This is a genomic window from Maritimibacter alkaliphilus HTCC2654, from assembly GCF_000152805.1.
GTDB lineage: Bacteria > Pseudomonadota > Alphaproteobacteria > Rhodobacterales > Rhodobacteraceae > Maritimibacter > Maritimibacter alkaliphilus.
The window spans coordinates 2,773,811-2,796,324 of record NZ_CH902578.1 but is presented as its reverse complement, the minus strand read 5'-3'; the positions used below and the strand labels follow the sequence as shown (position 1 = coordinate 2,796,324).

18 protein-coding genes and 1 tRNA gene are annotated in these 22,514 nt (G+C 63.3%); 4 read left to right on the top strand and 15 right to left on the bottom strand.

The annotated features are described in order from the left end of the window. Nucleotides 1-57 precede the first annotated feature (57 nt). Both RB2654_RS14515 and RB2654_RS14510 read left to right on the top strand, forming a co-directional pair. Nucleotides 58-924: a branched-chain amino acid aminotransferase gene (locus RB2654_RS14515; protein WP_040885024.1), complete on the top strand. Its 867-nt coding sequence runs from the start codon at nucleotides 58-60 to the stop codon at nucleotides 922-924. 54 nt (nucleotides 925-978) lie between these two features. Then, nucleotides 979-1,407 carry a hypothetical protein gene (locus RB2654_RS14510; protein ID WP_040885020.1) on the top strand — a complete coding sequence of 143 codons (429 nt, stop codon included), beginning with the start codon at nucleotides 979-981 and terminating at the stop codon, nucleotides 1,405-1,407. Nucleotides 1,408-1,460: 53 nt separating this feature from the next. Here the strand turns inward: RB2654_RS14510 and queG are convergent, their stop codons facing one another. The 8 genes from queG to RB2654_RS14470 all read right to left on the bottom strand — a co-directional run bounded on the left by queG (nucleotide 1,461) and on the right by RB2654_RS14470 (nucleotide 12,050). Further along, a complete protein-coding gene (gene queG, locus RB2654_RS14505) occupies nucleotides 1,461-2,495 on the bottom strand; it encodes a tRNA epoxyqueuosine(34) reductase QueG (RefSeq protein ID WP_008333164.1) in 1,035 nt (344 codons plus the stop codon). Between the two features lie 24 nt (nucleotides 2,496-2,519). Beyond that, the gene (fzlA, locus tag RB2654_RS14500; RefSeq protein ID WP_008333163.1) at nucleotides 2,520-3,185 is read right to left on the bottom strand and encodes an FtsZ-binding protein FzlA; all 666 of its coding nucleotides are present in this window, start codon (nucleotides 3,183-3,185) and stop codon (nucleotides 2,520-2,522) included. A 52-nt stretch (nucleotides 3,186-3,237) separates the two neighbouring features. After that, nucleotides 3,238-3,966, bottom strand: a complete 729-nt coding sequence (gene mtgA / locus RB2654_RS14495) for a monofunctional biosynthetic peptidoglycan transglycosylase (protein WP_040885018.1) — start codon at nucleotides 3,964-3,966, stop codon at nucleotides 3,238-3,240. 32 nt (nucleotides 3,967-3,998) lie between these two features. Beyond that, complete coding sequence (locus tag RB2654_RS14490) at nucleotides 3,999-4,532, bottom strand: DUF1269 domain-containing protein (protein ID WP_040885016.1); 534 nt, start codon at nucleotides 4,530-4,532, stop codon at nucleotides 3,999-4,001. A 251-nt stretch (nucleotides 4,533-4,783) separates the two neighbouring features. Beyond that, nucleotides 4,784-5,131 (bottom strand): DUF4189 domain-containing protein, encoded by a 348-nt coding sequence (locus tag RB2654_RS14485; RefSeq protein WP_050771974.1) that lies wholly within the window; start codon nucleotides 5,129-5,131, stop codon nucleotides 4,784-4,786. Between the two features lie 100 nt (nucleotides 5,132-5,231). Beyond that, nucleotides 5,232-9,770, bottom strand: a complete 4,539-nt coding sequence (gene gltB, locus RB2654_RS14480; protein WP_040885015.1) for a glutamate synthase large subunit — start codon at nucleotides 9,768-9,770, stop codon at nucleotides 5,232-5,234. Next, the gene (locus tag RB2654_RS14475; RefSeq protein WP_050771973.1) at nucleotides 9,757-10,503 is read right to left on the bottom strand and encodes a hypothetical protein; all 747 of its coding nucleotides are present in this window, start codon (nucleotides 10,501-10,503) and stop codon (nucleotides 9,757-9,759) included. The genes gltB and RB2654_RS14475 overlap by 14 nt, the downstream gene beginning before the upstream one ends. Before the next feature lie 110 nt (nucleotides 10,504-10,613). After that, the gene (locus RB2654_RS14470; RefSeq protein ID WP_040885013.1) at nucleotides 10,614-12,050 is read right to left on the bottom strand and encodes an NAD(P)-dependent oxidoreductase; all 1,437 of its coding nucleotides are present in this window, start codon (nucleotides 12,048-12,050) and stop codon (nucleotides 10,614-10,616) included. Nucleotides 12,051-12,262: 212 nt separating this feature from the next. Between RB2654_RS14470 and RB2654_RS14465 the strand changes: the two genes are divergently transcribed. Continuing rightward, entirely contained in the window at nucleotides 12,263-13,066 is an 804-nt protein-coding gene (locus RB2654_RS14465; RefSeq protein WP_040885011.1) for an undecaprenyl-diphosphate phosphatase, read from the top strand. 52 nt (nucleotides 13,067-13,118) lie between these two features. On the opposite strand, the gene RB2654_RS14460 is transcribed toward RB2654_RS14465, so the two are convergent. Beyond that, complete coding sequence (locus tag RB2654_RS14460; protein ID WP_040885009.1) at nucleotides 13,119-14,099, bottom strand: complex I NDUFA9 subunit family protein; 981 nt, start codon at nucleotides 14,097-14,099, stop codon at nucleotides 13,119-13,121. 131 nt (nucleotides 14,100-14,230) lie between these two features. On the opposite strand from RB2654_RS14460, the gene RB2654_RS14455 reads away from it, so the two are divergent. Then, nucleotides 14,231-14,317, top strand: a tRNA-Leu gene (locus RB2654_RS14455). Nucleotides 14,318-14,579: 262 nt separating this feature from the next. Here RB2654_RS14455 and RB2654_RS14450 read toward each other — a convergent pair. From RB2654_RS14450 to RB2654_RS14425, 6 genes are all read right to left on the bottom strand, one after another. After that, on the bottom strand, nucleotides 14,580-14,987 hold the full coding sequence (locus RB2654_RS14450) for a hypothetical protein (protein ID WP_040885007.1): 408 nt from the start codon (nucleotides 14,985-14,987) through the stop codon (nucleotides 14,580-14,582). 130 nt (nucleotides 14,988-15,117) lie between these two features. Beyond that, nucleotides 15,118-18,012 carry a hypothetical protein gene (locus RB2654_RS22480; protein ID WP_154653312.1) on the bottom strand — a complete coding sequence of 965 codons (2,895 nt, stop codon included), beginning with the start codon at nucleotides 18,010-18,012 and terminating at the stop codon, nucleotides 15,118-15,120. Nucleotides 18,013-18,452: 440 nt separating this feature from the next. Further along, nucleotides 18,453-18,851 (bottom strand): RidA family protein, encoded by a 399-nt coding sequence (locus tag RB2654_RS14440; protein ID WP_040885005.1) that lies wholly within the window; start codon nucleotides 18,849-18,851, stop codon nucleotides 18,453-18,455. A gap of 23 nt (nucleotides 18,852-18,874) precedes the next feature. Continuing rightward, nucleotides 18,875-20,062 (bottom strand): kynureninase, encoded by a 1,188-nt coding sequence (kynU, locus tag RB2654_RS14435; protein WP_040885004.1) that lies wholly within the window; start codon nucleotides 20,060-20,062, stop codon nucleotides 18,875-18,877. After that, complete coding sequence (locus tag RB2654_RS14430; protein WP_040885002.1) at nucleotides 20,059-20,898, bottom strand: tryptophan 2,3-dioxygenase; 840 nt, start codon at nucleotides 20,896-20,898, stop codon at nucleotides 20,059-20,061. Before RB2654_RS14430 ends, kynU begins: the two co-directional genes overlap by 4 nt. After that, complete coding sequence (locus RB2654_RS14425) at nucleotides 20,895-22,514, bottom strand: AMP-binding protein (protein ID WP_040885000.1); 1,620 nt, start codon at nucleotides 22,512-22,514, stop codon at nucleotides 20,895-20,897. The genes RB2654_RS14430 and RB2654_RS14425 overlap by 4 nt, the downstream gene beginning before the upstream one ends.

The following is a 22,514-nucleotide window of genomic DNA, read 5'->3' as shown; positions in this document are numbered from 1 at the left end:
TTCGGACATAGTTTGCGCAACATTTGCAAAAGCGCCCATGTGGCCAAGGAGGTTGGAATGGCTGGATATGATGACCGCGACGGCAAGATCTGGGTCGACGGCACGCTCGTCGATTGGCGCGACGCCAACGTACACATCCTGACCCACGCGCTTCACTACGCCTCGTCCGTGTTCGAGGGCGAACGCGCGTATGACGGCAAGATCTTCCTGACCGACGAGCATTCCAAGCGCCTGTTGCGCTCGGGCGAGCTGCTCGACATGCCGATCCCGTGGACGGCGGAACAGATCACCGCCGCCAAGGACGAGGTGCTCAAGGCGAACGGGTTCTCCAATGCCTACGTGCGGGCCGTCGCGTTCCGGGGCGCGGGCGAAGACATGGGTGTCAGTTCCTCGCGCAACCCCGTGCGCCTGTTCATCGCGGCTTGGGAATGGGGCAGCTACTATGGCGACGCCAAGATGAAGGGCGCGAAGCTCGACATTTCGAAGTGGAAGCGCCCCTCGCCGGAAACGATCCCGACCGCCGCCAAGGCCGCCGGTCTTTACATGATCTGCACCATGTCCAAGCACGCGGCCGAGGCCAAGGGCTGCTCCGACGCGCTGTTTTACGACTATCGCGGTTACGTGGCCGAGGCGACCGGGGCCAACGTGTTCTTCGTCAAGGACGGCGAGGTTCACACCCCCCTGCCCGACGCGATCCTGAACGGCCTGACCCGTCAGACCGTCATCAAGATGCTCGAAGAGCGGGGCGTGAAGGTGCACGAGCGGCACATCATGCCCGAAGAGATGGAAGGGTTCGAACAGTGCTGGCTCACCGGGTCGGCGGCCGAAGTGACCCCGGTCGGTCAGATCGGGGACTACACCTTCGAGGTCGGCGCACTCACCCGTGAGATCGCCGAGGCCTACGAACGGCACGTTCGGTCGTAACACTTTGAAAAGACCTGTCCCCTAGAGTGGCCTCGTCCAACTCTGGGGGCAGGCATGGCCGCGCGCCGCAACATCCTTTACGTTCTCGGGATCATCGCACTTATCGTGATGCCGACCGCGATGTCCCTCGGCTATTACGTGGTGACGAAGGATCCGAATCTTCGACCCCTTGGCGTCACTCAGCAAGCCCTGTCGGCATATGACAGGGGCCGCCCCACCGAACAGATCCACATCGTCGCACAGGTCGAATGGGTGCCCGCCCGCGCCGGAGGGTATTCGCAAAGGGCGCTGGAACTCGCCATTGTCAACGCCTTCAAGGCCAAGGGGGTCGAGGTCTTCGTTTTCTTCCACCCCGGCGTCGACGCCACGCGCGTCACCTACAGGGTCGGTCATACCACCATCGGCCCCTATTCGGTCGCCCGTGCGGCACGAGGGATCAGCGCCGCGGTCGAAGCCTTTCACATGCACGTTCCGATCAATTGACCGAAATCCGAGGACAGCGTGCAGTGGGCCGAAAGGTGTAAGTTCGGATCGGCTTAACGAGCGATCCGGGTCAGAGCCCACGTGGCTGCATCGGCCAGCACCGGGTCAGGCTCGCCTGCGAGGCGCTGAAGCTGTGGGGCGAACGACGGGTCGCCGGAATTGCCCATGGCATAGGCCACATTGCGCAGGAAACGGTTCCGGCCGATGCGCTTGATCGGACTGCCGGAGAACTTCTCGCGAAACGCCGCATCGTCCAGAGCCGCGAGGCCTGCGAGCCTTGGCGCGGCAAGATCGTCTCGCGCCAGATAACGCGCCTCCGACGCCTCGGCCGCGAATTTGTTCCACGGACAGACGGCGAGGCAGTCGTCGCACCCATAAATCCGGTTCCCCAGCAGAGGGCGAAGGGCCTCGTCCACCGGACCCTTGTGCTCGATCGTCAGGTAGGAAATGCAGCGCCTTGCATCCAGTTGGAATGGCGCCGGGAATGCTTTTGTCGGGCAGACGTCCAGACAGGCGGTGCAACGTCCGCAGTTCTCACGCCCCGGACGATCCGGCTCCAATTCGGCCGTCGTGAAAATCGCACCGAGGAAGAACCAGCTTCCCAAGTCGCGACTGAGCAGATTGGTATGCTTACCCTGCCACCCCAGCCCCGCGGCCTGCGCGAGCGGCTTCTCCATCACCGGCGCGGTATCGACGAACACCTTGATCTCGGTGTCGGGCCCCGCCGCGTCGATCAGCCAGCGCCCGACACGCTTAAGCCGTTTCTTGACGATGTCGTGGTAGTCGCGGTTCTGCGCGTAGACGCTGATCGCGCCGCGCTCCGGTTCGCCGATCACGGCCATCGGGTCATGCTCCGGCGTGTAGAGCTCGGCCAGCATGATGACCGACTTCGCCTCGGGCCACAGCGCATCGGGCGCGCCGCGCCAGTGCATCCGCTCGGCCATCCAGCCCATGTCGCCATGCCGGCCCGCTTCGACGAAGGCGGCCAGCCGGTCTGCCAGCTCCGGCACGGCATCGGGACGCGTCACACCGACCGCCGAGAATCCCTCGGCCAGTGCCTGCGCCTTCAGCTTTTCGGTCAGTGTCATGGGACCTCTCCGGTCCGGGCCGCGTCAGAAATCGAGGTTGGCGTAATGTTCGGGCGGCGGGAAGCTTGGCACCTGATCTGCCAGCAACGACCGGAACGCGGGCCGCGACTTGATCTTGGCATACCACTCCCGCACGTTGGCGTTGCGGTTCCAGTCGACGTCCGAGATGTAGTCGAGCGCCGACAGATGCGCGGCCGCCGCGAAATCGGCCAGCGTCAGGGCGTCGCCCGCCAGCCAGCGCCGCTGATCCAGAAGCCACCCCATGTAGTCGAGGTGATACTTGATCGCCTTCGCCCCGTTCTTGATCCGCGTCGAATCCGGGTAGCCCTGCCCCATCAGCTTCTTGTTGACGCGCTCATACAGCAGGTTCGACGTCACTTCGCTGTGGAACTTGTCGTCGAACCACATGACCAGCCGCCGCACCTCATACCGCCCATCGGCCGAATTCGGCATCAGGGACGGCTCCGGCACGGTTTCCTCGATGTATTCGCAGATCGGCGCGCTTTCGGTCAGCGTCTTGCCGTCGATGCGAAGCACCGGAACCTTGCCCGCCGGATTGCGGCGCATGAACTCGACGCTCTTTTCCCAATACCGTTCCTCGACCAGCTCGACCTCCAGCCGCTTCTCGGCAAGGACAAGCCGCACCTTGCGGCAGAACGGGGACAGGGGGGAGTGGTAAAGGCGGATCATCGCTGCGTTTTTATTGGGGTTTCGCCTGTCATGCCGTGAAATGCGGAAGGGTTCAATCCTCGAAGCAATCCGCCCGCCCGTCTCGGAGGATCGTCGCCGCCCCGTCGCGGATCGACGCGGCCCGGCGCTGCACGAACTGACCGGGGTTCGAGGCCGAGCGTTCCTTGGGGCTCGGCAGGATCGCGGCCAGACGAGCGGCCTGCACATCCGTCAGCTGGTCGGGGGTGACCCCGAAGTAATGCTGGGCGGCTGCATGAACGCCGAACACGCCCTCATCGAACTCGGCCACGTTCATATAGACCTCGATGATCCGGCGCTTGGTCCAGACCAGTTCCACGACCGGCGTGATGATCGCCTCCAGCGCCTTGCGCACATAGCTGCGGGCAGGCCAGAGATAGACGTTCTTGACGACCTGCTGCGACAGGGTCGAGGCGCCGCGCGTTTCACCCGCTTCGATGACCTGCCGGATCGCTTCCATGTCGAAGCCCCAGTGCAGGCAATAGTTCGCATCTTCCGCCGCCACGATGGACCGGGCCATCACTGGCGCAACATAGTCGATGTCGATCCAGTCATGCGCCACACCGCCAAGGCGGCGGGACTCGCTCGCCATGTAAAGCGTGGTGGGCGGGTTCACAAAGGCGAAGAGCGAGACCAAAAGGCAGATCAGGGCGACGAACCCAAGAACGATGCGCCGTGACCAACGCCACAGGAAACGCCGCGCGGGGCGCTTGGCCCTGACGCGGCGTGGTTTTGCTTCGGTCTTTTTCGATTTCCGCGCCATGGCCACTTATGACCACGGGCGCGGGCGCGTGGTCAAGCAAGCTCGGGCTGGTCCCGCAAGCTGGCCTTTTCGGCACCGCGCGCATCCGCTGCGGTCACGGTTCGGATCTGGTCGGCGCGTCGCCCGCTTAAGGAAGAGCGGATGACCTTGCCCCCGAACCGGCGAACGGTCTCGGCCAAGGCACCGGGGTCCACACGACGGGCAAGCAGGGCGACCGCGGCCTCACCCGGGGCGATCTGGTGTCCGACATCGCGAAGATACGCATCGCGAAGCCCGACGTCGGTGAAGCGCCCGGTCAGGAACCCAGCGGCCGATCCAACCGCCGCGCCGATGACGGGCACGAGAAAGACGACACCCAGGACGGCTCCCCAGATCGCGCCGCCGATCACATGGGCGAGGCGGATGTTGACCTCCGGCATGATCTCGACGTTGCCGTCGGTGCCGCGCCTGACCAATTCGATGTCTTCCGGCTCGATCTGATAGGTGCGGCCCAGCTTCGCCAGCGCCGTGCGGGCGGCCTCGGCCTTGGCCGCGTCGGGAAAACGGGCAACGACGATCTCGGACATGGGACACTCCGTTCAATCCATTCGGAAATCGAACGTCGCAAGCGCAAGTCCGGTTCCCGTCAGGCGTAGATCGGAAGGAACGTCGCCAGCATGGCCCCGGCGATCAGCCCGAAACACAATCCCAATATGACACGCATGAAAAACTGCGCCGTGGCAGCAATATGTAACAGCATCGAATCCCCCAGTTTGGGCAAGTCTGGCACGGATTCTCAATCCGGCGAACGCCCTATGGGTTCGTCAACGAATTGTTCTCAGCCGGAACAGGCCCACACGCGGACCTGACAGCCCGACCCGTATTGACGGCAATAGCTCATCGCCCCCGCCTCGGCCTGTCCGCGCGAATTGCCGGTCGACCAGCCCCAACCGCCGTTGGAGGCGACGGCCATCGCGGCGCAGGTGTTGAAGAACGTCCGAACCTCTTCGCAGTCGTATTGCGACTCCTGCAAGGCCCGGTTGTAGGCCCCGGATTCGCTCCCATAACTATGCGCATATCCCCATGCGCCGCCCGGTCCGATACACACCGCACCCCATTGCTGGGCCGACGCCGCCGCCGGCGCGAGACCGATCAACACGGCCGCGATCTTGAGTAGTCGTTTCATGGCAAGCCCCCTTGTTGTGAGGCCAGCATAACGAAAAATCATGTTTTGTAACGGAAAAGGGCGCGCCAGCGGCACGCCCTTTTCAAAGTCACGACAGCGATCACTCGGCCGGGATCGCGCCCTCTTCGACCGAAAGCGGTGCGGCGAGGTGCGGCAGCATCTCTTTCGGGCAGATCTGAAGGAAGTTGTCCTTCTCGATATCCCAGTGCTGAAGGATCTCAGCCCCCTTACGGCTGTTCGTCTCTTTCACATGCCGTTCGATCAGGCCGCGCAGCTCGGTTTCCCAGTGCTCGACCGTCACCGGGCAGGTCACCAGCGTTTCCTTGTTCATATAGGTCTCGGCCACCGCGTCCGGGTCGTAGAGATAGGCCATACCGCCCGTCATCCCGGCCCCGAAGTTGGCCCCGATGGTCCCGAGGATCACCGCGACACCACCGGTCATGTATTCACACCCGTTCGACCCGCAGCCCTCGATCACCACATGGGCACCCGAGTTGCGGACGGCGAACCGCTCACCCGCGCGACCTGCCGCGAACAGATACCCGGCGGTCGCACCGTAAAGCACGGTGTTGCCGATGATCGTGTTCTCGCTCGCCACCAGCGGCGACGACATGGTCGGACGCACGACGACCGTGCCCCCGGACAGGCCTTTGCCGACATAGTCGTTGGCGTCGCCCGCGACCTCGATCTTGAGACCGGGGGCCGCGAAAGCGCCCAGCGACTGACCGGCGGAACCGGACAGCTTGATCGTCAGGTGATCGGGCTGAAGGTTGTTGTTCATGCCGAAGTTGCGAACGATATGGCTCGACACCCGCGTCCCGATGGTCCGGGCCGTGTTCTGAACCGCGTATTGAAGCTGCATCTTCTCGCCTTCGTTCAGGAAGCGCGCGGCATCCTTCACGATTTCGGCGTCCAGCGTATCCAGCACCTCGTTGCGCGGCCGGGTGCGGTCGTAGGTGTCCTTGCCGACGCCATCGACCGAGATCAGGAGCGGGTTCAGGTCCAGATCGTCAAGGTGCGCGGCGCCGCGGCTGACCTGGCTCAGAAGATCCGCACGACCGATCACCTCGTCCAGCGAACGGGCACCGATCCGGGCGAGGATTTCGCGCACTTCGGTGGCGTAGAAGGTGATGAGGTTCACCACTTTGTCGGCATTGCCCGTGAACTTGGCCCGCAGGCTTTCGTCCTGCGTGCAGACGCCCACCGGGCAGGTGTTCGACTGGCACTGACGCACCATGATACAGCCCATCGCGATCAGCGCGGCGGTGCCGATGCCGTATTCCTCGGCACCCATCATCGCAGCCATGACGATGTCACGACCCGTGCGAAGGCCACCATCGGTGCGCAGCGTCACGCGCGAGCGCAGGTTGTTCATCGCAAGCACCTGATGCGCTTCCGACAGACCCATCTCCCACGGCAGACCCGCGAACTTGATCGACGTGGCAGGGGACGCGCCCGTGCCGCCGTTGTGACCCGAAATCAGGATCACGTCGGCTTTCGCCTTGGCGACACCGGCAGCAATCGTGCCGACACCGGAGGAGGCCACAAGCTTCACCGTCACCTTACAACGCGGGTTGATCTGCTTGAGGTCATAGATCAGCTGCGCAAGGTCTTCGATCGAGTAGATGTCGTGGTGCGGCGGCGGCGAAATCAGCGTCACGCCTTTGGTGGAGTGACGCAGACGCGCGATCAGGTCCGTGACCTTCATCCCCGGAAGCTGACCACCTTCGCCGGGCTTGGCACCCTGAGCGACCTTGATCTCAAGCTCTTCGCACTGGTTCAAGTATTCGGCGGTCACGCCGAAACGCCCCGATGCGACCTGCTTGATCTTGGCCGACGGGTTGTCGCCGTTCGGCTCCGGCACGAAATGCGCCGGGTCTTCGCCGCCCTCACCGGAGTCCGACTTGGCCCCGATCCGGTTCATCGCGACGTTCAGCGTTTTGTGCGCCTCGGGCGACAGAGCGCCCAAGCTCATGCCGGGGGTCACGAACCGTTTGCGGATCGAGGTGATCGATTCCACCTGTTCGATCGGAACCGGCTCGCCCAGCGGTTTGATGTCGAGCATGTCGCGCAGATGGATCGGCGGGTTCGCCTGCATCCGTGCCGAATACTGCTTCCACATCTCGTAAGACGCGCGGTCGCAGGCGGCCTGCATCAGGTGCATGGTCTGCGCACCCCAAGCGTGGGTCTCGCCGTTCTTGCGAGCCTTGTAGAAGCCGCCGATGGGCAGAATATCCTGCCCCAGACGCCAGCCTTTCGCGTGGATCGCGCGTGCTTTCTTCTGGATGCCGCCGATGCCGATGCCGGAGATACGGCTGGTCATGCCGGGGAAGTAGTCCGCGACCATCGCGCGGCTCAGGCCCACGGCCTCGAAGTTCAGACCGCCGCGATAGGACGAGATGACCGAGATACCCATCTTGGCCATGATCTTGAGCAGACCCTGATCCACCGCTTCGCGATACTTGCGAACGGCATCGGTCAGGCTGCCTTCGAGCAGGCCGCGCTCGATCCGGTCGGCAAGGCTGTCTTCGGCGAGATAGGCGTTCACCACCGTCGCGCCCGACGCGATCAGCACCGCGAAGTAATGCGGGTCGATGCATTCGGCCGACCGCACGTTGAGCGAGGTGAAGGTCCGCAGCCCCTTGCGCGTCAGCCACGAATGCACGGCCGAGGTGGCAAGGATCATCGGCATCCCCACCTTGTCCTCGTCCTGTGCCATGTCCGACAGCACGATGTGCCCGGCACCCGAACGCACAGCCTCTTCCGCCTCGTCACGGATGCGGGCCAGACCGTCGCGCAGCGCCTGATCGCCACCGTCCGCCGGGAAGGTGCAGTCGATGTCGACGCATTTCGCGTTGAAGTGCTTGAGCAACTCTTCGAACTGCGCGTTGCCGACGAAGGGGCTTTCCAGCACGAGGATCTCGGTCTGGCTTCCGGTTTCGTCCAGCACGTTCTTGAGGTTGCCGAACCGGGTCTTGAGGCTCATGACCCGGAATTCGCGCAGCGAGTCAATCGGCGGGTTCGTGACCTGGCTGAAGTTCTGGCGGAAGAAGTGGCTCAGGGGCCGGTATTCATTCGACAGCACCGCAGACGGCGTGTCATCACCCATCGACGCCAGCGTTTCTTTCCCGTCCTCGGCCATCGGCGCGAGAATCTGTTCCAGCTCTTCCAGCGTGTAGCCGGCGGCCACCTGACGGCGGCGCAGATCGGACCCGGTGTGAAGCGCCTTTTCTTCGACGCCCAGCAGTTCCTCGTCAATGTCGTTGACCTTGCCGACCCAGTCGCCGAAGGGCTGGCTGTTGGCGAGTTTGTCCTTGATCTCGACGTCGTGGTAGAGCTTGCCCTCTTTCATATCGACGGCGAGCAACTGGCCGGGACCGAGCGCGCCTTTCTCGACGCAGGTCGCCTCGTCCACCGGGACCATGCCCGCCTCGGACCCGGCGATCACCAGCCCGTCACCCGTCACGACATAGCGCATCGGGCGCAGGCCGTTGCGGTCCAGACCCGCGCAGACCCAGCGACCATCGGTCATGGCCAGCGCGGCGGGGCCGTCCCACGGCTCCATCGTCGAGTTGGCGTAGGAATACATATCCACCCACGCCTTCGGCATTTCCGCCGACTGCTTGGACCACGATTCAGGCACCAGCATCGTCTTGGCCATCGGCGCGGACCGTCCGGCGCGCACCAGAACTTCGAACACCGAATCCAGTGCGGCACTGTCCGACGAGCCCTGCGGCACGATCGGCTTGATGTCCTCGGCCAGATCCCCGAACGCGCCCGAGGCCATGCGGATCTCGTGGCTCTTCATCCAGTTCAGGTTGCCCTTCAGCGTGTTGATTTCGCCGTTGTGGGCGAGCATCCGGAACGGCTGCGCCAGCCACCACTGCGGGAAGGTGTTGGTCGAATACCGCTGGTGATAGATCGCGAATGCGCTCTCGAACCGCTCGTCTTTCAGGTCCGGGTAGAACTCCGCCACCTGCTCGGCCAGCATCATGCCCTTGTAGATGATCGACCGGCACGACAGCGAGGCGAGGTAAAGCTGGCCGACACCTGCGGCGGCGGCGGCTTTTTCGATCCGGCGGCGGATGACGTAAAGCTCGCGCTCGAACGTTTCTTCGTCCACGCCCTTGGCGTTCGAAATCAGGATTTGTTCGATCTCGGGCCGGGTCGCGTTGGCCTTTTCGCCGAGGCAGGAGATATCCACCGGCACGTGACGCCAGCCGTAGATGTAATAGCCCATGCGCAGGACTTCGGTCTCGACGATGGTCCGGCACGTCTCCTGCGCGCCGAAGTCGGTGCGCGGCAGGAACACCTGACCGACCGCGATCATCTCTTTCTCGCGCGGCTCGTGGCCGGTGCGGCGGACCTGATCGTAGAAGAACTCCACCGGGATCTGCACGTGGATGCCCGCGCCGTCGCCGGTCTTGCCGTCGGCATCCACCGCGCCCCGGTGCCAGATCGCCTTCAGAGCTTCGATGCCCGATTCCACGACCTTGCGGCTTTTCTTGCCGTCGATCGACACGACGAGGCCCACGCCGCACGAGGCGTGTTCGAACTCTTCGCGGTACATCCCATGTTCGGCAAGGTAAGCGCGCTTGGCTTCTTCCTCGGCCACCCAGCGTTCGTCAAATTTGGTCATGGTCGGTCTCCTCAAGCCCCGGAGTGGGGGCGGCTGGCGCGGGGGTGAACCCCGCCTTCTGCTGGTCGCATTCGTATAGGGGGAGCGTCTGGGCAAAGCCCGGCTCGCCCGGATGGATGAAATCGACAGGGCTGTTGTCGTAAGGGGTCGCCTCGCCCGTGTCGTCGAGCACCTCTTCCGGTCCAAGGAAGAACAGGCCCAACTCGCGGTTGAGGTATTGAACCCCGCGCGACTGGTATTCCACGGACCCGTCCTCGGTCAGGATCTGAAGCTGGGTCTGAACGATGTCGAGCGTCATGCCGTCGATGACCGTGGTTTCACCAGACAGCATGTCGGCCCCGACGATGGTGATCTCGCGATCTTCGCCCGGCGCGGTGCGGTGCATCGTGAACCGGAACGTGTCGATGCCCTCGTCGGTCAGGGTCGGCAGGTCGATAGGGTCTTCGGCCGGTTCGACCAGCCGTTCGCGGGAGTTGTCCCACATATACAGGCTGTCCTGCCACTGGTAGCCGGCGCCGTAGGTGACGACCGCCGACATACCCTCGCCGTCGAACATGGCTTCGGCGAAGCCGCCCGTGTCGGTGTCGCAGCGGTAAAGGTTGGACACCGAGCATTGCTTGGATTGCACCGTCAGAAACACTTCGCACCCTTCGGGCGGGGTGAACACACGGGCTTCGGCAGGCGTGGCGAGAAGGGTCGCGACGGCGAGCGTCACGGCGATGCGATGGTTCATCTAAACCCCTCCTTTACCTTTGGCTTTGACCGGGTCAGGTGCGCTGACATTCCCGAAGTGCCGTGTTTCGTCCCTGTGCACGGCGTCTTACCCGCTGTGCACGCCGTTCCTCACTCCGCAGCGACGCTTGCCGCCGCGGCGTTGAACCGCTTGAGCATTGCGTCGGCGGCGTCGCGGCCGTCCTTGATCGCCCACACGACGAGCGAGGCACCGCGCACGATGTCGCCCACCGCGTAGACCCCATCCATGTCGGTCGCGCCGGTGCGGAAATCGGCCTTGATCGTCCCCCAGCGGGTCACCGGAAGTTCCGGCTGATCCCAGAGCGTCGGCAGATCCTCGGGCTCGAAACCCAGCGCCTTGATGACCAGATCGGCCTCTTCGACATATTCCGCGCCTTCGATCGCCTCGGGCGAGCGGCGGCCGGTGGCGTCGGGCTGACCCAACCGCATCCGCTGCACCACGACACCCGTCACCGGGTCGCCATGGAACCCTTTCGGGTTCGAAAGCCAGACGAATTCGACGCCTTCTTCCTCGGCATTGGCAACCTCACGCTGCGAGCCGGGCATGTTGTCGCGGTCGCGGCGATAAAGGCATTTGACGCTCGTGGCACCCTGACGGATCGCGGTGCGCACGCAGTCCATGGCGGTATCGCCACCGCCGATCACGACGACCTTCTTGCCCTCGGCCCAAAGCGAGCCGTCCTTGTGCTCGGCAACCTCGTCACCGAAGGACGCCTTGTTCGACGCGGTGAGATAGTCGATGGCGCGCACGATTCCCGCGCTGCCCGCGCCGGGGCCGGACAGATCGCGGGTCTTGTAGACACCCGTGGCGATGAGCACGGCATCATGTTTCTCGCGCAGCTCGGCAAAGCTGATGTCCTCGCCGACGTTGCAGTTCATCATGAACTCCACACCGCCCTTTTCAAGCTGCTCGTTGCGGCGGATGACGATGTCTTTTTCCAGCTTGAAGCCGGGAATGCCGTAGGTCAGCAGCCCGCCGGAGCGGTCGTAACGGTCATAGACGGTGACCTGCACGCCCGCACGGCGCAGACGGTCGGCGGCGGCAAGACCGCCGGGGCCTGCCCCGATGATTCCGACGCTCTCGCCGCGCTCGGCGGCGGGCTTGATGTCTTCGACCCAGCCTTTTTCAAACGCCGTGTCGGTGATGTATTTCTCGACCGCACCGATGGTGACGGTGCCGTGGCCCGACTGCTCGATCACGCAGTTGCCTTCGCACAGACGATCCTGCGGGCAGATGCGACCGCAGATTTCCGGGAAGGTGTTGGTCGCCTGCGAAATCTCGTAGGCTTCCTTGAGCCGCCCGGTCGCGGTCATGCGCAGCCAGTCGGGGATATTGTTGTGAAGCGGGCAGTGGCTTTGGCAGTACGGCACACCGCACTGGCTGCACCGCGCCGATTGCTCGGCTGCCTTCGCATCCGCGAACTCTGCATAAATCTCGTGAAAGTCTTCACGACGTAGTTCTGCGCCACGCTTTTCGGGCATGTCTCGCTGAACAGTCACGAATTTCAACATCGGCTGCTTGGCCATCACGTCCTCCGTCTTCGAGCCGCCTATCTAGCAGGGTTTCCGAAAAAGAAAAGGCATAATTGCTGACCTAAAAACGATCATATCGCCCAAGGTAGCGTGTTTTTCTGACCGTTTGGAGAATTTTTAAGTAACTTATGCTGACCTATATTTCCGCTTTCCATTACTTTCCAAATGGTTAGCTTTGGGCAACTTCCAAACCCGAGGCAGCAGGCATGTCGCTCTTCCACCTGTTTATTGTCGCTGTCATTCAGGGACTTACCGAGTTTCTTCCGGTTTCCTCCTCCGGTCACCTGATTCTTCTGCCGAATCTCACCGGGCTCGAGGATCAGGGTCAGGTCATCGACGTCGCGGTCCACGTGGGCACGCTCGGCGCCGTCGTTCTCTACTTCTGGTCCGACGTGCGGGAGGGGCTTTTCGGCATCCCCCGGATGTTGACGGGCCGGATCGACACCAAGGGATCGCGCCTCGCCTTCCTCCTGCTGATCGCCACGATCCCCGTTCTCGCTCTCGGCCTGATCCTGAGCGTCACCGGGCTGTCCGACGCGATGCGGTCGATCACGGTCATCGGCTGGACGATGCTGATCTTCGGCCTCGTGCTTTTCTGGGTCGACCAGAAAGGCGCCGAAACAAAGACCGACGCGGACTGGACCTTGCGCGATGCGATCGTCATGGGGCTGTGGCAGGCGCTCGCCCTGATCCCCGGCACCTCCCGCTCCGGCGCCACGATTTCGGGCGCGCGAGCGCTGGGTTACAAGCGCGAGGACGGCACCCGGCTCGCCATGCTGATGTCGATCCCGACCATCATGGCCTCCGGTCTTCTTCTGGGCGTGGAAGCCGCGTCGGAAGCCGACTGGGCGGTTCTGCGGGACGGGGCCATCGCCGCCGCCATGGCATTCGTCGCCGCCCTGCTCGCCCTGTCGTTGATGATGCGGCTTCTGAAATCTGTCAGCTTCACGCCATATGTGGTCTACCGCGTGATCCTCGGGATCGTTCTGCTCGTCATCGCCTATACCTGAACCGAAAAGGCCGACCCTTTCGGATCGGCCCTGCGTTCAAAGTCCCGCGCGTTCAGGTTCGCAGATTGCGCGCCGAGGCGGTGATGTCGGCATATTGCCCGGTCTGGCGGAAACGCCACAGGTATTGCGGCAGCACCACCTCCATCGCGGTCGGCGTGATGCCCAGATCGGCAAAGGTTTTCCCGCCCTCGGCGACCGCGTTGTCGGACCTGAGCGACGTCACCTGATCGCGCGTAAGCGGCGCCGATACGAGCCCCCCGGTCATCGCGGAGCCGGCGTCGAAAACGGTCCCCATCACGCCCGCGATCCAGAACGGAATATTCACGATCATGCGGCGGCGTTGAATGACGGTCAGCATATCCTGCATCAATTCGCGGAAGGTCTGCACGTCCGGCCCGCCAAGCTCATAGATCCCCGGTGCGGCCTCGCCCTTGACCGCCTTTTCGGCGGCCGCGGCCACGTCATCGACGAACACCGGCTGGAACCGGGTTTGGCCGCCGACGATGGGAAGCACCGGCCCCATGCGGGTCATACCCGCGAACCGATTGAAGAAGTTGTCTTCGGGCCCGAACATCACCGAAGGGCGCAGGATCACCGCGTTGGGGAAATGTTCGAGTATACCCGCCTCGCCACGCCCCTTGGACTGCGCATACAGGCTGTCGCCCTCCGTGTCCGCGCCGATGGCGGAAAGGTGGACGAGCGTCCCAATCCCCTTTTCGGCGGCCAGCCGCGCGATCCGCGTGGCGCCCTCGTCCTGCACAGCGCCGAAATTGTTCTTGCCGCCTTTGTCGAAGGTGCCCACGCAGTTCACGACCGCATCCGCGCCCGTCATCGCTTCGGCCACCGAATTATCGTCGCGGATGTTGCACAGGATCGGAGCGACCTGCCCGACCGTGCCATAGGGCTTCACGAAGATCGCCTCGTTCGGTCGGCGCACCGCAACGCGAACGCGCCACCCTGCCTTGGCCATGCGCCGCGCGATATAGCGCCCCGCAAAGCCGGAACCGCCGTAGATGGTCACGAGTTTCGACATGCCCGATCTCCTTCGTAAATACGGGTTCCTGCATAGCCCCCGGCGTCAACCGGAACAAGGCGAATTGAAAGTGTGCGAATCCCGTTGACACTGTTTGCGCGGGGCCTTACATCGCGGCTCCACGCACCTGTGCCCAGGTGGCGGAATTGGTAGACGCGCCAGCTTCAGGTGCTGGTGTCTGTATGGACGTGGAGGTTCGAGTCCTCTCCTGGGCACCATTTCTCCTAAGAAATCCGTTGATCTATCTGGCGCTTCGCTTTGAAACGCAGGAATCAAGGATCGCGTTGTGCTGGCGGTCTGAGCCTGCGGGGCCGAACCGTCTCCGCGCTAGCTGATTGCCGCGCAAATACACTCACACCACGTCACATGAGTGCCCACAGGCCGCTCGGCGCACCAGACAGGTCGCTGGTCCCAGATGGACTGCGCCTCGCGGCAAACGTCAGCCGCAATGACCCGTTGCGTTCGGGAACCGGCTAGCCGTTACGGGTTCCCGCTGCTTGATTGCGACTGGTTTCGCGTGCTCGACGTGTTGCGGTTCGAGTTCTGAGTCGCCTGAGTGTTCTGGTTCTGCGTGCCACTTCCACCCGTCGTCGGGTCCGTGGGATCGTCAGTGGGGTCGGTGCCGTCCGTCGTGTCCGTCGTGGTCTCAGACCCATCGTCGTCCGTGGCGGGTGGCGTGGCGGTGCCTGTGGGCGCGGTCGCGGTCCGGGTGCCGGCTGGGATGACGGCCACGGACCGGGAATCGCAGATGGGCATGGCGGCAGTGTAAATCCCGCCGATCGGCACATCAGGCGGGCGGCAGGACGGTTCGCCGAACTTGTTGAAGATCGGCTCGGAGTAGCTCACGCGGGGGGTCTGTTCCGTGCAGGCGACGGTCAGAATGGTCATGCCGAGGGCGGCGGTTGTTACAAGTCTCACGTGTCTGGCCTTTCGAATTATTCCTGATCTCAGTGCCCAGTTCAGGACACCTTCGGGCGGCCACGACGGGCCGCCCGATCTTGTGTGTCACGCGCCTGCGTCAGGTGATGAGCAGCGGGTCGACGTATTCCATGCCCGTGAGCAATCCGGCCTGCTCGAAGGCAAAGCCGTGCACATCCTCGAAAGCATGTTCGAGTTCGGCATCCAGGCTGGTTTCTTCGTCAATCTTGAAATTGGCCGAGGCGACCAAACCGTCGAAGGTCACGCCCGTGGTGCGGACATTGGCCGTATCCGCCCCGTTGTAGCTGGCAAGGAAGGCCGCCACGAGCGGGTCGGCCCCGACCGCTGCGTCCAGAGCGAAAGGCGCGATCTCGTGCGAGACGGTATCGCCGGTCGAAAACGCCTGCGATCCGATGCCGCCCCAGTCGATCACACCATCTGCCGCCGATGCATCGAGCGCGGCCCAACCGACGACTTCCGAGGTGTGCCACCCGTCTGCGGCTTCCCGTTCTTCGACTGCGAAATCGAAACCATCGGCGCCGATGTTCTGGGCGCGGACGATCTCCCATTCGCCGCCGTTGTCGGACTGGATCTGAAGCAGCAGGATGGGTGCTTCGTCGAAAGCCTGTTCGAAGGTGACACGGTGGAATGCGTCGGTCGCTCCGGCGGCGAAGTTCGTCGTGCCGACCTGAAGCAGGCTGCCATCCGCAAGCTCCCAGACGCCTTCTTCGAAGGTGACCAGCGTCACCTCTTCGGCAGCATGGGTGCCATCGTAACCCTCGGGTTCATCAAGGTAGAAGCTGGCACCGGTCGCCGAGATGTCGGTGAATTCAACCGTCACCATGTCCCAGCCCACGCGGCTGGCGAGCGAGGCGAAGACCACCGGATTGTCGAAGGTCGTGCCGCCCTGATAGCTGACGGTCTGGGTCTGATGATTCACGCCGCCGACGCTCTGAACCGCCCCGATGACGTCGCCCGCATCGGATTCGTACTCGATGATGAGTTCCATATCGTAGATGATCGAGTCGTCCTGACGGTCGCCTTTCATGTAGACGGCAACGTCGAAAAAGCTGGATTCAAGCGTCACGCCATTGGGCGTAACGGCGGTCAGGATCGGATCGGTGGGAACGGCATCCCCCGCCCCAAGCGTCCCGTTGACCATCGACCATCCTTCGTCGATCAGGCCATCGGCATTCTCGTCGAGCGTCGCGATGTCGATGCTCATCCAGCCGAGGCTGCTGGCAAGGGGCGAGTCGCCTTCCCAGTCGAGCAGGTTCAGGGTCGTCGTGATGACTTCGCCGGTGTCGTACTTGATGTTGTCGCGGGTGTAGGGCGGCTCGGAATTTTCTTCGAGCGGGATTTCCAGCCCCGGCAAATCTTGCCCGAACTTGTTCGGGGTCAAACGCCAGCGCGGGCCGGAGACCAGCGCATCTTCCGTGAAACCGGCATCTTCGGCTTCATCGGGCGAGCGGAAGCTTTCGAAGACGTTCTTGTAGGGATCAGTCGGGAACAGATCGTAGGACCATTCGAACGGCTCGCGGTCGGTGGTGGTGTACCACGCCTCGGTGAAACCGTGCTCGAGGTCTTCGGTCATGAAATCCAGACCGGCAGCCGCGTTCATTTCGGCAAGCGCATCGCTGCGGAAGACCGTCCCGACCGGGTTGCCGCCGCCATCTTCGTTGCGGTAGCCCACCAGAACGTCGTTGGGGTCGTAGACCGCCGTGCCGCCCGCGGCGAGGTCGACGTTGCCGTCGGCATCGAGGATGAAGTAGCTCGGAAGCGGCTCACCCGTCCCATCGAAGCTGTCGAGCGGCGAAACCCAGAGCAGTTTGGTCGGATCGTCCGGATCCTTGACGATGTAGAAGGACGGGAGCCGACCGATGGCCGCTTCGTTCTCATAGTCTTCAGGGCGGACCTGATCGTTCGGGTTGTTCGTAATGTCGTGGGTGATGACCAGTTCGGCCCGCGTGATCGTGAACCCGCTGCCTTCTAGACCGTCCATGATCGAGTTGTTGTTGGCGTCCCGCGTCCATTCCTCGGGCAGCGGCATGTCCACTTCGAGCCGGATATCGTTCGGACGTTTGACCGCCTCGCCCCAGCGGTAAAGCAGCTTGCCATCATCCTTGAGCGTGACCGAGTAATCCTGCCCGTAGGCGATGTTGTAGGTCACGCTGGATTCATTGGGTTCCAGCAGGTCCACGATGTCGGCATCGCCGCCGTAGCCGTTCAGGAAGCTGTCCACGATGTCGATGGTGCCGTCGTTGTCGACATCGACCGCGCCGACCACGATGGGGTCCGCGATACCGTCGCCGTCATCGTCGAAATTCACGGTGGTCTTGGTGATGCGATAGGTATCGAGAACGCCGTCACGGTCGAAGTCGATGTCGGAAAGAACCGTGTCGAGTCCGGGGTCCGCCGAATCCATCGCGGCCTGAAGCGCCTGAATCATCTCGTGGATATAGGCGTTGTTAAGGGGGCCGACGTCGAACGTGCCCGGCGTCACCTCGCTCGGGCGGATGTCCAGCATCTTGAGATCGTCGTCGAGCGGTCCAATCGCACCCGGATCGCCGGGATATTCATGATCCGACAGGACCGAGGCCATCGTTTCGTAATGCTCGGTCGACGCTTTGACGGTGTTCCCGCCCAGACCCAGCGACCATGTTCCGAAGGGCGCGCCGGAGAGAAACACGTCGGTTTCGGCGTCGCGCAGGGCGATACCGATCTGATTCCCCTCGTCATCGAAAGCGTTGCCGGCGAACCCTTCTGCGAAATCGCCGTCCAGCACCTTTTCAAGCGCACCGATGAAGTCGTCGATGTAGAACCCGAACTCGCTGTCGATCGCGTAGAGGATGTTTCCGTCCCTGTCGGTGTATGGCTCGACAGTGGTTCCGGCCGTATCGAGCATCCCGGTCAAGGCCGGATACTGTACGCCTGAGTATGTCGCGGTCAGGTCTTCAATCGAAAACACATGCGTGGGTGATGTGTATGTGGTCACGGCGTTTCCTCCTTGGCCAACGCGATGGGTCGCTAATTTTGTAACTAGTCACTTACTTAATCTTAAGGCTCATAGGAAATGCATACATTGATATGTGTCAATGTGTTTTGGTTGAGGGGGTGAGAATCCGCCGAATGCCGCCACGGCATGTGGAAGACGCGCCCGTGGAAAGGTCGGTGAGAAGGTAGGATCGGGGGCACGGACGTCGCCGTTCGAGGCGTGGCCTAGCAGCGCAGAAATAGGCGCCAGACATCACGCCCGTGGGCCGTTGACGACGCAGGACTCATTGCCACCCACCCCGCGTGCGAGGCCTTACAGGGCTGGGCTCTCAGCCCTCCACGAATCGCCGCCCGGCGACCCCGAAGCGGCCCATCGCAGTCGACAGGATGAATGTGTGCCGCCCTAAAGCGGCAACCAGATTGAACGCGACCGACTCGCTTTCAGCGCGCGACGAATGCCGTGGCTTCGATCTCCACCAGCGCCTCGTCCTCGACCAGATCTTTGACGACGACCAGCGACATGGCGGGGAAATGTTTGCCGAAGATGCGACGATAGGCCGCCCCGATCTCGCGCTGATGGGCGAGGTATTCCGCCTTGTCCTTCACGAACCACGTCAGCCGACCCACGTCGGTCACATCTCCGCCCGCCGCCCGGACGATGGCGGCGATGTTGGCCAGCGCCTGCTCCATCTGTTCGAGAAAGCCGCCCTCGACGAAAACCTTTTGCGCGTCCCAGCCGATCTGCCCGCCGATGTGCAGCGTCCCATCCGGCATAAGCATCCCGTTCGCATAGCCCAGAGCGGGCGCCCAGCCCTCGGGGTGAATGGTTTCTGGTTTCATCGATTCTCCTCCACGCCCTCGGGTCACGTCACGCGCGAACGCGTCTGATATTTCGGATCGTTCCACAGGCTGTCGTTGATGACGGTCGCCACGTGGTCGGCCGCCGCGCGAATATCGCTCTCATCCAGGTAAAGCGGCGTAAAGCCGAACCGCATGATGTCGGGCGCGCGGAAGTCGCCGATCACCCCCCGGTCGATCAGCGCCTGAATGGCGGAATAGCCGTGCTCGAACCAGAACGAGACCTGGCTGCCCCGAACCCCCGCGTCGCGCGGAGAGGCGAGCGTCAGGGTCGGACACAGCCGCCCGACCTCGGCGATGAACAGGTCCGACAACCGGATCGACGCCGCCCGGACATCGTCCATCGAAAGCCCGTCCCACGCATCGAGCGCGGCATCCAGAACCGACAGTTGCAGGATCGGTGGCGTGCCGACGCGCAGGCGCTCGGTCGACATGGCGGGGCGGTAGTCCGGGTCCATCGCAAACGGCTCCTCATGGCCCATCCAACCGGCGAGCGCAGGCTGAACCGTCTCGACGATATCCGGGCGGGCATAGATGAAGGCCGGGGCACCGGGGCCACCGTTCAGATATTTATAGGTGCAGCCGACCGCGAATTCGGCACCCGACCCGGCCATATCCACCGGCACCGCCCCCGCGCTATGGGCGAGATCCCAGATCATCACCGCGCCGACCGCATGCGCCGCGCGCGTGATCGCGGCCATGTCGTGCATCCGGCCCGTGCGGTAATCGACATGGGTCAGCATGACCACGGCGACCTCGTCGGTAATGGCGTCCACGACATCCTCGGGCGCGGGCGTGCGAAGCTCGTACCCCTTGTCGATGGTGCCGATCAGACCCTGCGCCATGTAAAGATCGGTGGGGAAATTGCCGCTGTCCGACAGGATCACGCGGCGATCCGGGTTCATCTTCAAGGCGGCGGCGAGCGCCTGATAGACCTTGATCGACAAGGTATCGCCGGTCGCGACGCTGCCCTCCGGCGCGCCGATGATCCGGCCGATCCGGTCGCCCACCTTCTTGGGCAGCGAAATCCAGTCGGCGGTGTTCCACGCGCGGATCAGATCCTGTCCCCATTCGCGGGTCATCACCTCACGCGCGCGGGCCTCGGCGTTCACAGGCAATGGGCCGAGCGAGTTGCCGTCAAGGTAAATGACGCCCTCGGGAAGGTGGAACAATTCCTTGCGCAAGACGGTCATAGCTCACCCCTCAGGTGCCAGAGTTCCGGAAAGAGTTCGACGTCGAGCATCTTGCGCAGATAGGTCACGCCGGATGTGCCGCCGGTGCCGCGTTTGAAGCCGATCACCCGTTCGACCGTGGTGACGTGGTTGAAGCGCCAGCGCCGGAAATAGTCCTCGAGATCGACCAGTTTCTCGGCCAGTTCGTAAAGCGTCCAATGCGCGCGCACGTCGCGATAGACGGCCGCCCACCGCTCCTGAATCGCCTCGACCGCCTGATGCGGATGGTTCAGTTGCGGCGCGGGGATATCGCGGTCATGCCCGTCGAGCGTTTCGAACAGGAACCGCACCGCCTCGTCATAAAGGCTCGGACGTTCGAGTTCGCGGGCGAGCTTCGCGTGCACCTCTGGCACATGGGCATGTGGCTTCAGCAGGTTCGGATTGCGGTTGCCGAGGACGTATTCGATCAGCCGGTATTGGTAGGACTGGAACCCGGAGGACGGGCCGAGCACCTCGCGAAAGGTGGTATAATCCGACGGGGTCATCGTGCGCAGGATGTCCCACTGGTTATTGAGCTGCTCGAAGATGCGCGACACGCGGGCGAGCATCTTGAACATCGGCGGCAGATCGCGGGCGATCAGGGCTTCGCGGGCCGCCTGCATCTCGTGCAGGATCAGCTTCATCCAAAGCTCGCTCGTGTGGTGCTGGATGATGAACAGCAACTCGTCATGCGCGCCGGAGAGCGGGTTCTGCTGGTCGAGCAGGGTGTCGAGGTCGAGGTAATCGCCATAGGACATGGCCCCGGCCATCGCCATCTTGGCGCCTTCGCTGCCGGGATCGTATGCGTCGCTGCTCATCTGTCGGCTTTCAGCTTGAAGCGTTGGATTTTCCCGCTTTCCGTCTTCGGAAGCGCCTCGGTGAACCGCACGCTGCGGGGGTATTTGTAGGGGGCGATCTGCGCCTTCACGTGGTCCTGAAGGGTCTTGACCATCAGCGCGTCGTCCGTCGCGCCCTCGGTCAGCACCACATGCGCCTCGACGATCTGGCCGCGCTCGTCGTCCGGCACGCCGATCACGGCGCATTCCAGCACGGCGTCATGCGACAGAAGCGCGGCTTCGACCTCGGGCCCCGCGATGTTGTAGCCGGACGAGACGATCATGTCGTCGTTGCGGGCCGCGAAGTGGAAATACCCGTCTTCGTCCTGCACGAAGGCGTCGCCGGTGATGTTCCAGCCATCGACGACGTATTCCTCCTGCCGGTGACCGCCCAGATAGCGGCACCCGGTCGGGCCACGCACGGCAAGGCGCCCGATCTCGCCCGCTGGCAGGTCTTCGCCCTCCGGTCCGATAACCTTGGCCTCATAGCCCGTGACGGGTTTGCCCGTGCAGGCCCGTTTGTGATCGTCGAAGCGATTGGTGATGAAGATGTGCAGCATCTCGGTCGCGCCGATCCCGTCGAGCATCGGCTTGCCGGTCTTTTCCTGCCATTCGTCATAGACCGGGCCCGGCAGCGTCTCGCCCGCCGAGACGGCCGCGCGCAGGGACGACAGGTCCGCGCCCTCGTCCATCGCCCGCAGCATCACGCGGTAGGCGGTTGGGGCGGTGAAGCACACGGTCGCGCGGTATTTCTGGATGATCTCGATCATGTTCGGGGGCGAGGCGTTTTCAAGCAGGGTCGCCGTCGCCCCGAAGCGCAGCGGAAAGATCGCGAGGCCGCCAAGCCCGAAGGTAAAGGCAAGCGGCGGCGAGCCGACGAAAATGTCCTCGGGCACGACCGACAGAACCTCTTTCGCGTAACCGTCCGCGATAATCAGCAGATCGCGGTGGAAATGCATCGTGCCCTTGGGCGTTCCTGTCGAACCCGACGTGAACCCGATCAGCGCCACGTCGTCCGAGGCGGTCGGAACGGCATCGAACGTGACCGGCTTTTCAAGCGCCAAACGGTCGAGCTCGGCGTCATGGTTCGAGGTGCCGTCGAACCCCACCACAGTTTCCAGGATGTCGCTGGATTTCGCACAGAGGATCATCTCGTCCATCAGCCGCGTATCGCACAGGGCAAGCTTGATCTCGGCGGCCTCGACGTATTTCGCGAGTTCCCCCGCCCGCAGCATCGGCATGGTGTTGACCACCACCGCACCCGCCTTGGTCGCGGCAAGCCAGGCGGCCACCATCGCCGGGTTGTTGGCCGAACGGATCAGCACGCGGTTGCCTGGTTTCACCTTGAAATCCTCGACCAGCACATGGGCCAGCCGGTTGGTCCAGTCGGCCAGTTCCTTATAGGTCCGCTGCCGCCCGTTCCCGATCAGCGCCACATGATCGCCAAACCCCTTGGCGACCATCGCGTCAGTCAGTTCATAGCCCGCGTTGAGCGTCTCGGGATACTCGAACCCGTCCAGCATCAGGTCCGGCCAACTGTCCGCGGGCGGCAGACTGTCGCGTGTGAACGTGTCGATATGCGCGGACGGACCAAGCAT

What these genes read in the sequence shown, in the direction of transcription:
- RB2654_RS14460 (WP_040885009.1), bottom strand. Translation starts at nt 14,099, where the DNA reads ATGTCGAAACTCGTGACCATCTACGGCGGTTCCGGCTTTGCGGGGCGC.
- kynU (WP_040885004.1), bottom strand. Translation starts at nt 20,062, where the DNA reads ATGACCGTCTTGCGCAAGGAATTGTTCCACCTTCCCGAGGGCGTCATT.
- RB2654_RS14450 (WP_040885007.1), bottom strand. Translation starts at nt 14,987, where the DNA reads ATGACCATTCTGACCGTCGCCTGCACGGAACAGACCCCCCGCGTGAGC.
- RB2654_RS14430 (WP_040885002.1), bottom strand. Translation starts at nt 20,898, where the DNA reads ATGAGCAGCGACGCATACGATCCCGGCAGCGAAGGCGCCAAGATGGCG.
- gltB (WP_040885015.1), bottom strand. Translation starts at nt 9,770, where the DNA reads ATGACCAAATTTGACGAACGCTGGGTGGCCGAGGAAGAAGCCAAGCGC.
- queG (WP_008333164.1), bottom strand. Translation starts at nt 2,495, where the DNA reads ATGACACTGACCGAAAAGCTGAAGGCGCAGGCACTGGCCGAGGGATTC.
- RB2654_RS14470 (WP_040885013.1), bottom strand. Translation starts at nt 12,050, where the DNA reads ATGGCCAAGCAGCCGATGTTGAAATTCGTGACTGTTCAGCGAGACATG.
- fzlA (WP_008333163.1), bottom strand. Translation starts at nt 3,185, where the DNA reads ATGATCCGCCTTTACCACTCCCCCCTGTCCCCGTTCTGCCGCAAGGTG.
- RB2654_RS14510 (WP_040885020.1), top strand. Translation starts at nt 979, where the DNA reads ATGGCCGCGCGCCGCAACATCCTTTACGTTCTCGGGATCATCGCACTT.
- RB2654_RS14485 (WP_050771974.1), bottom strand. Translation starts at nt 5,131, where the DNA reads ATGAAACGACTACTCAAGATCGCGGCCGTGTTGATCGGTCTCGCGCCG.
- RB2654_RS14475 (WP_050771973.1), bottom strand. Translation starts at nt 10,503, where the DNA reads ATGAACCATCGCATCGCCGTGACGCTCGCCGTCGCGACCCTTCTCGCC.
- RB2654_RS14515 (WP_040885024.1), top strand. Translation starts at nt 58, where the DNA reads ATGGCTGGATATGATGACCGCGACGGCAAGATCTGGGTCGACGGCACG.
- RB2654_RS14440 (WP_040885005.1), bottom strand. Translation starts at nt 18,851, where the DNA reads ATGAAACCAGAAACCATTCACCCCGAGGGCTGGGCGCCCGCTCTGGGC.
- RB2654_RS14465 (WP_040885011.1), top strand. Translation starts at nt 12,263, where the DNA reads ATGTCGCTCTTCCACCTGTTTATTGTCGCTGTCATTCAGGGACTTACC.
- mtgA (WP_040885018.1), bottom strand. Translation starts at nt 3,966, where the DNA reads ATGGCGCGGAAATCGAAAAAGACCGAAGCAAAACCACGCCGCGTCAGG.
- RB2654_RS14425 (WP_040885000.1), bottom strand. Translation starts at nt 22,514, where the DNA reads ATGCTTGGTCCGTCCGCGCATATCGACACGTTCACACGCGACAGTCTG.
- RB2654_RS14490 (WP_040885016.1), bottom strand. Translation starts at nt 4,532, where the DNA reads ATGTCCGAGATCGTCGTTGCCCGTTTTCCCGACGCGGCCAAGGCCGAG.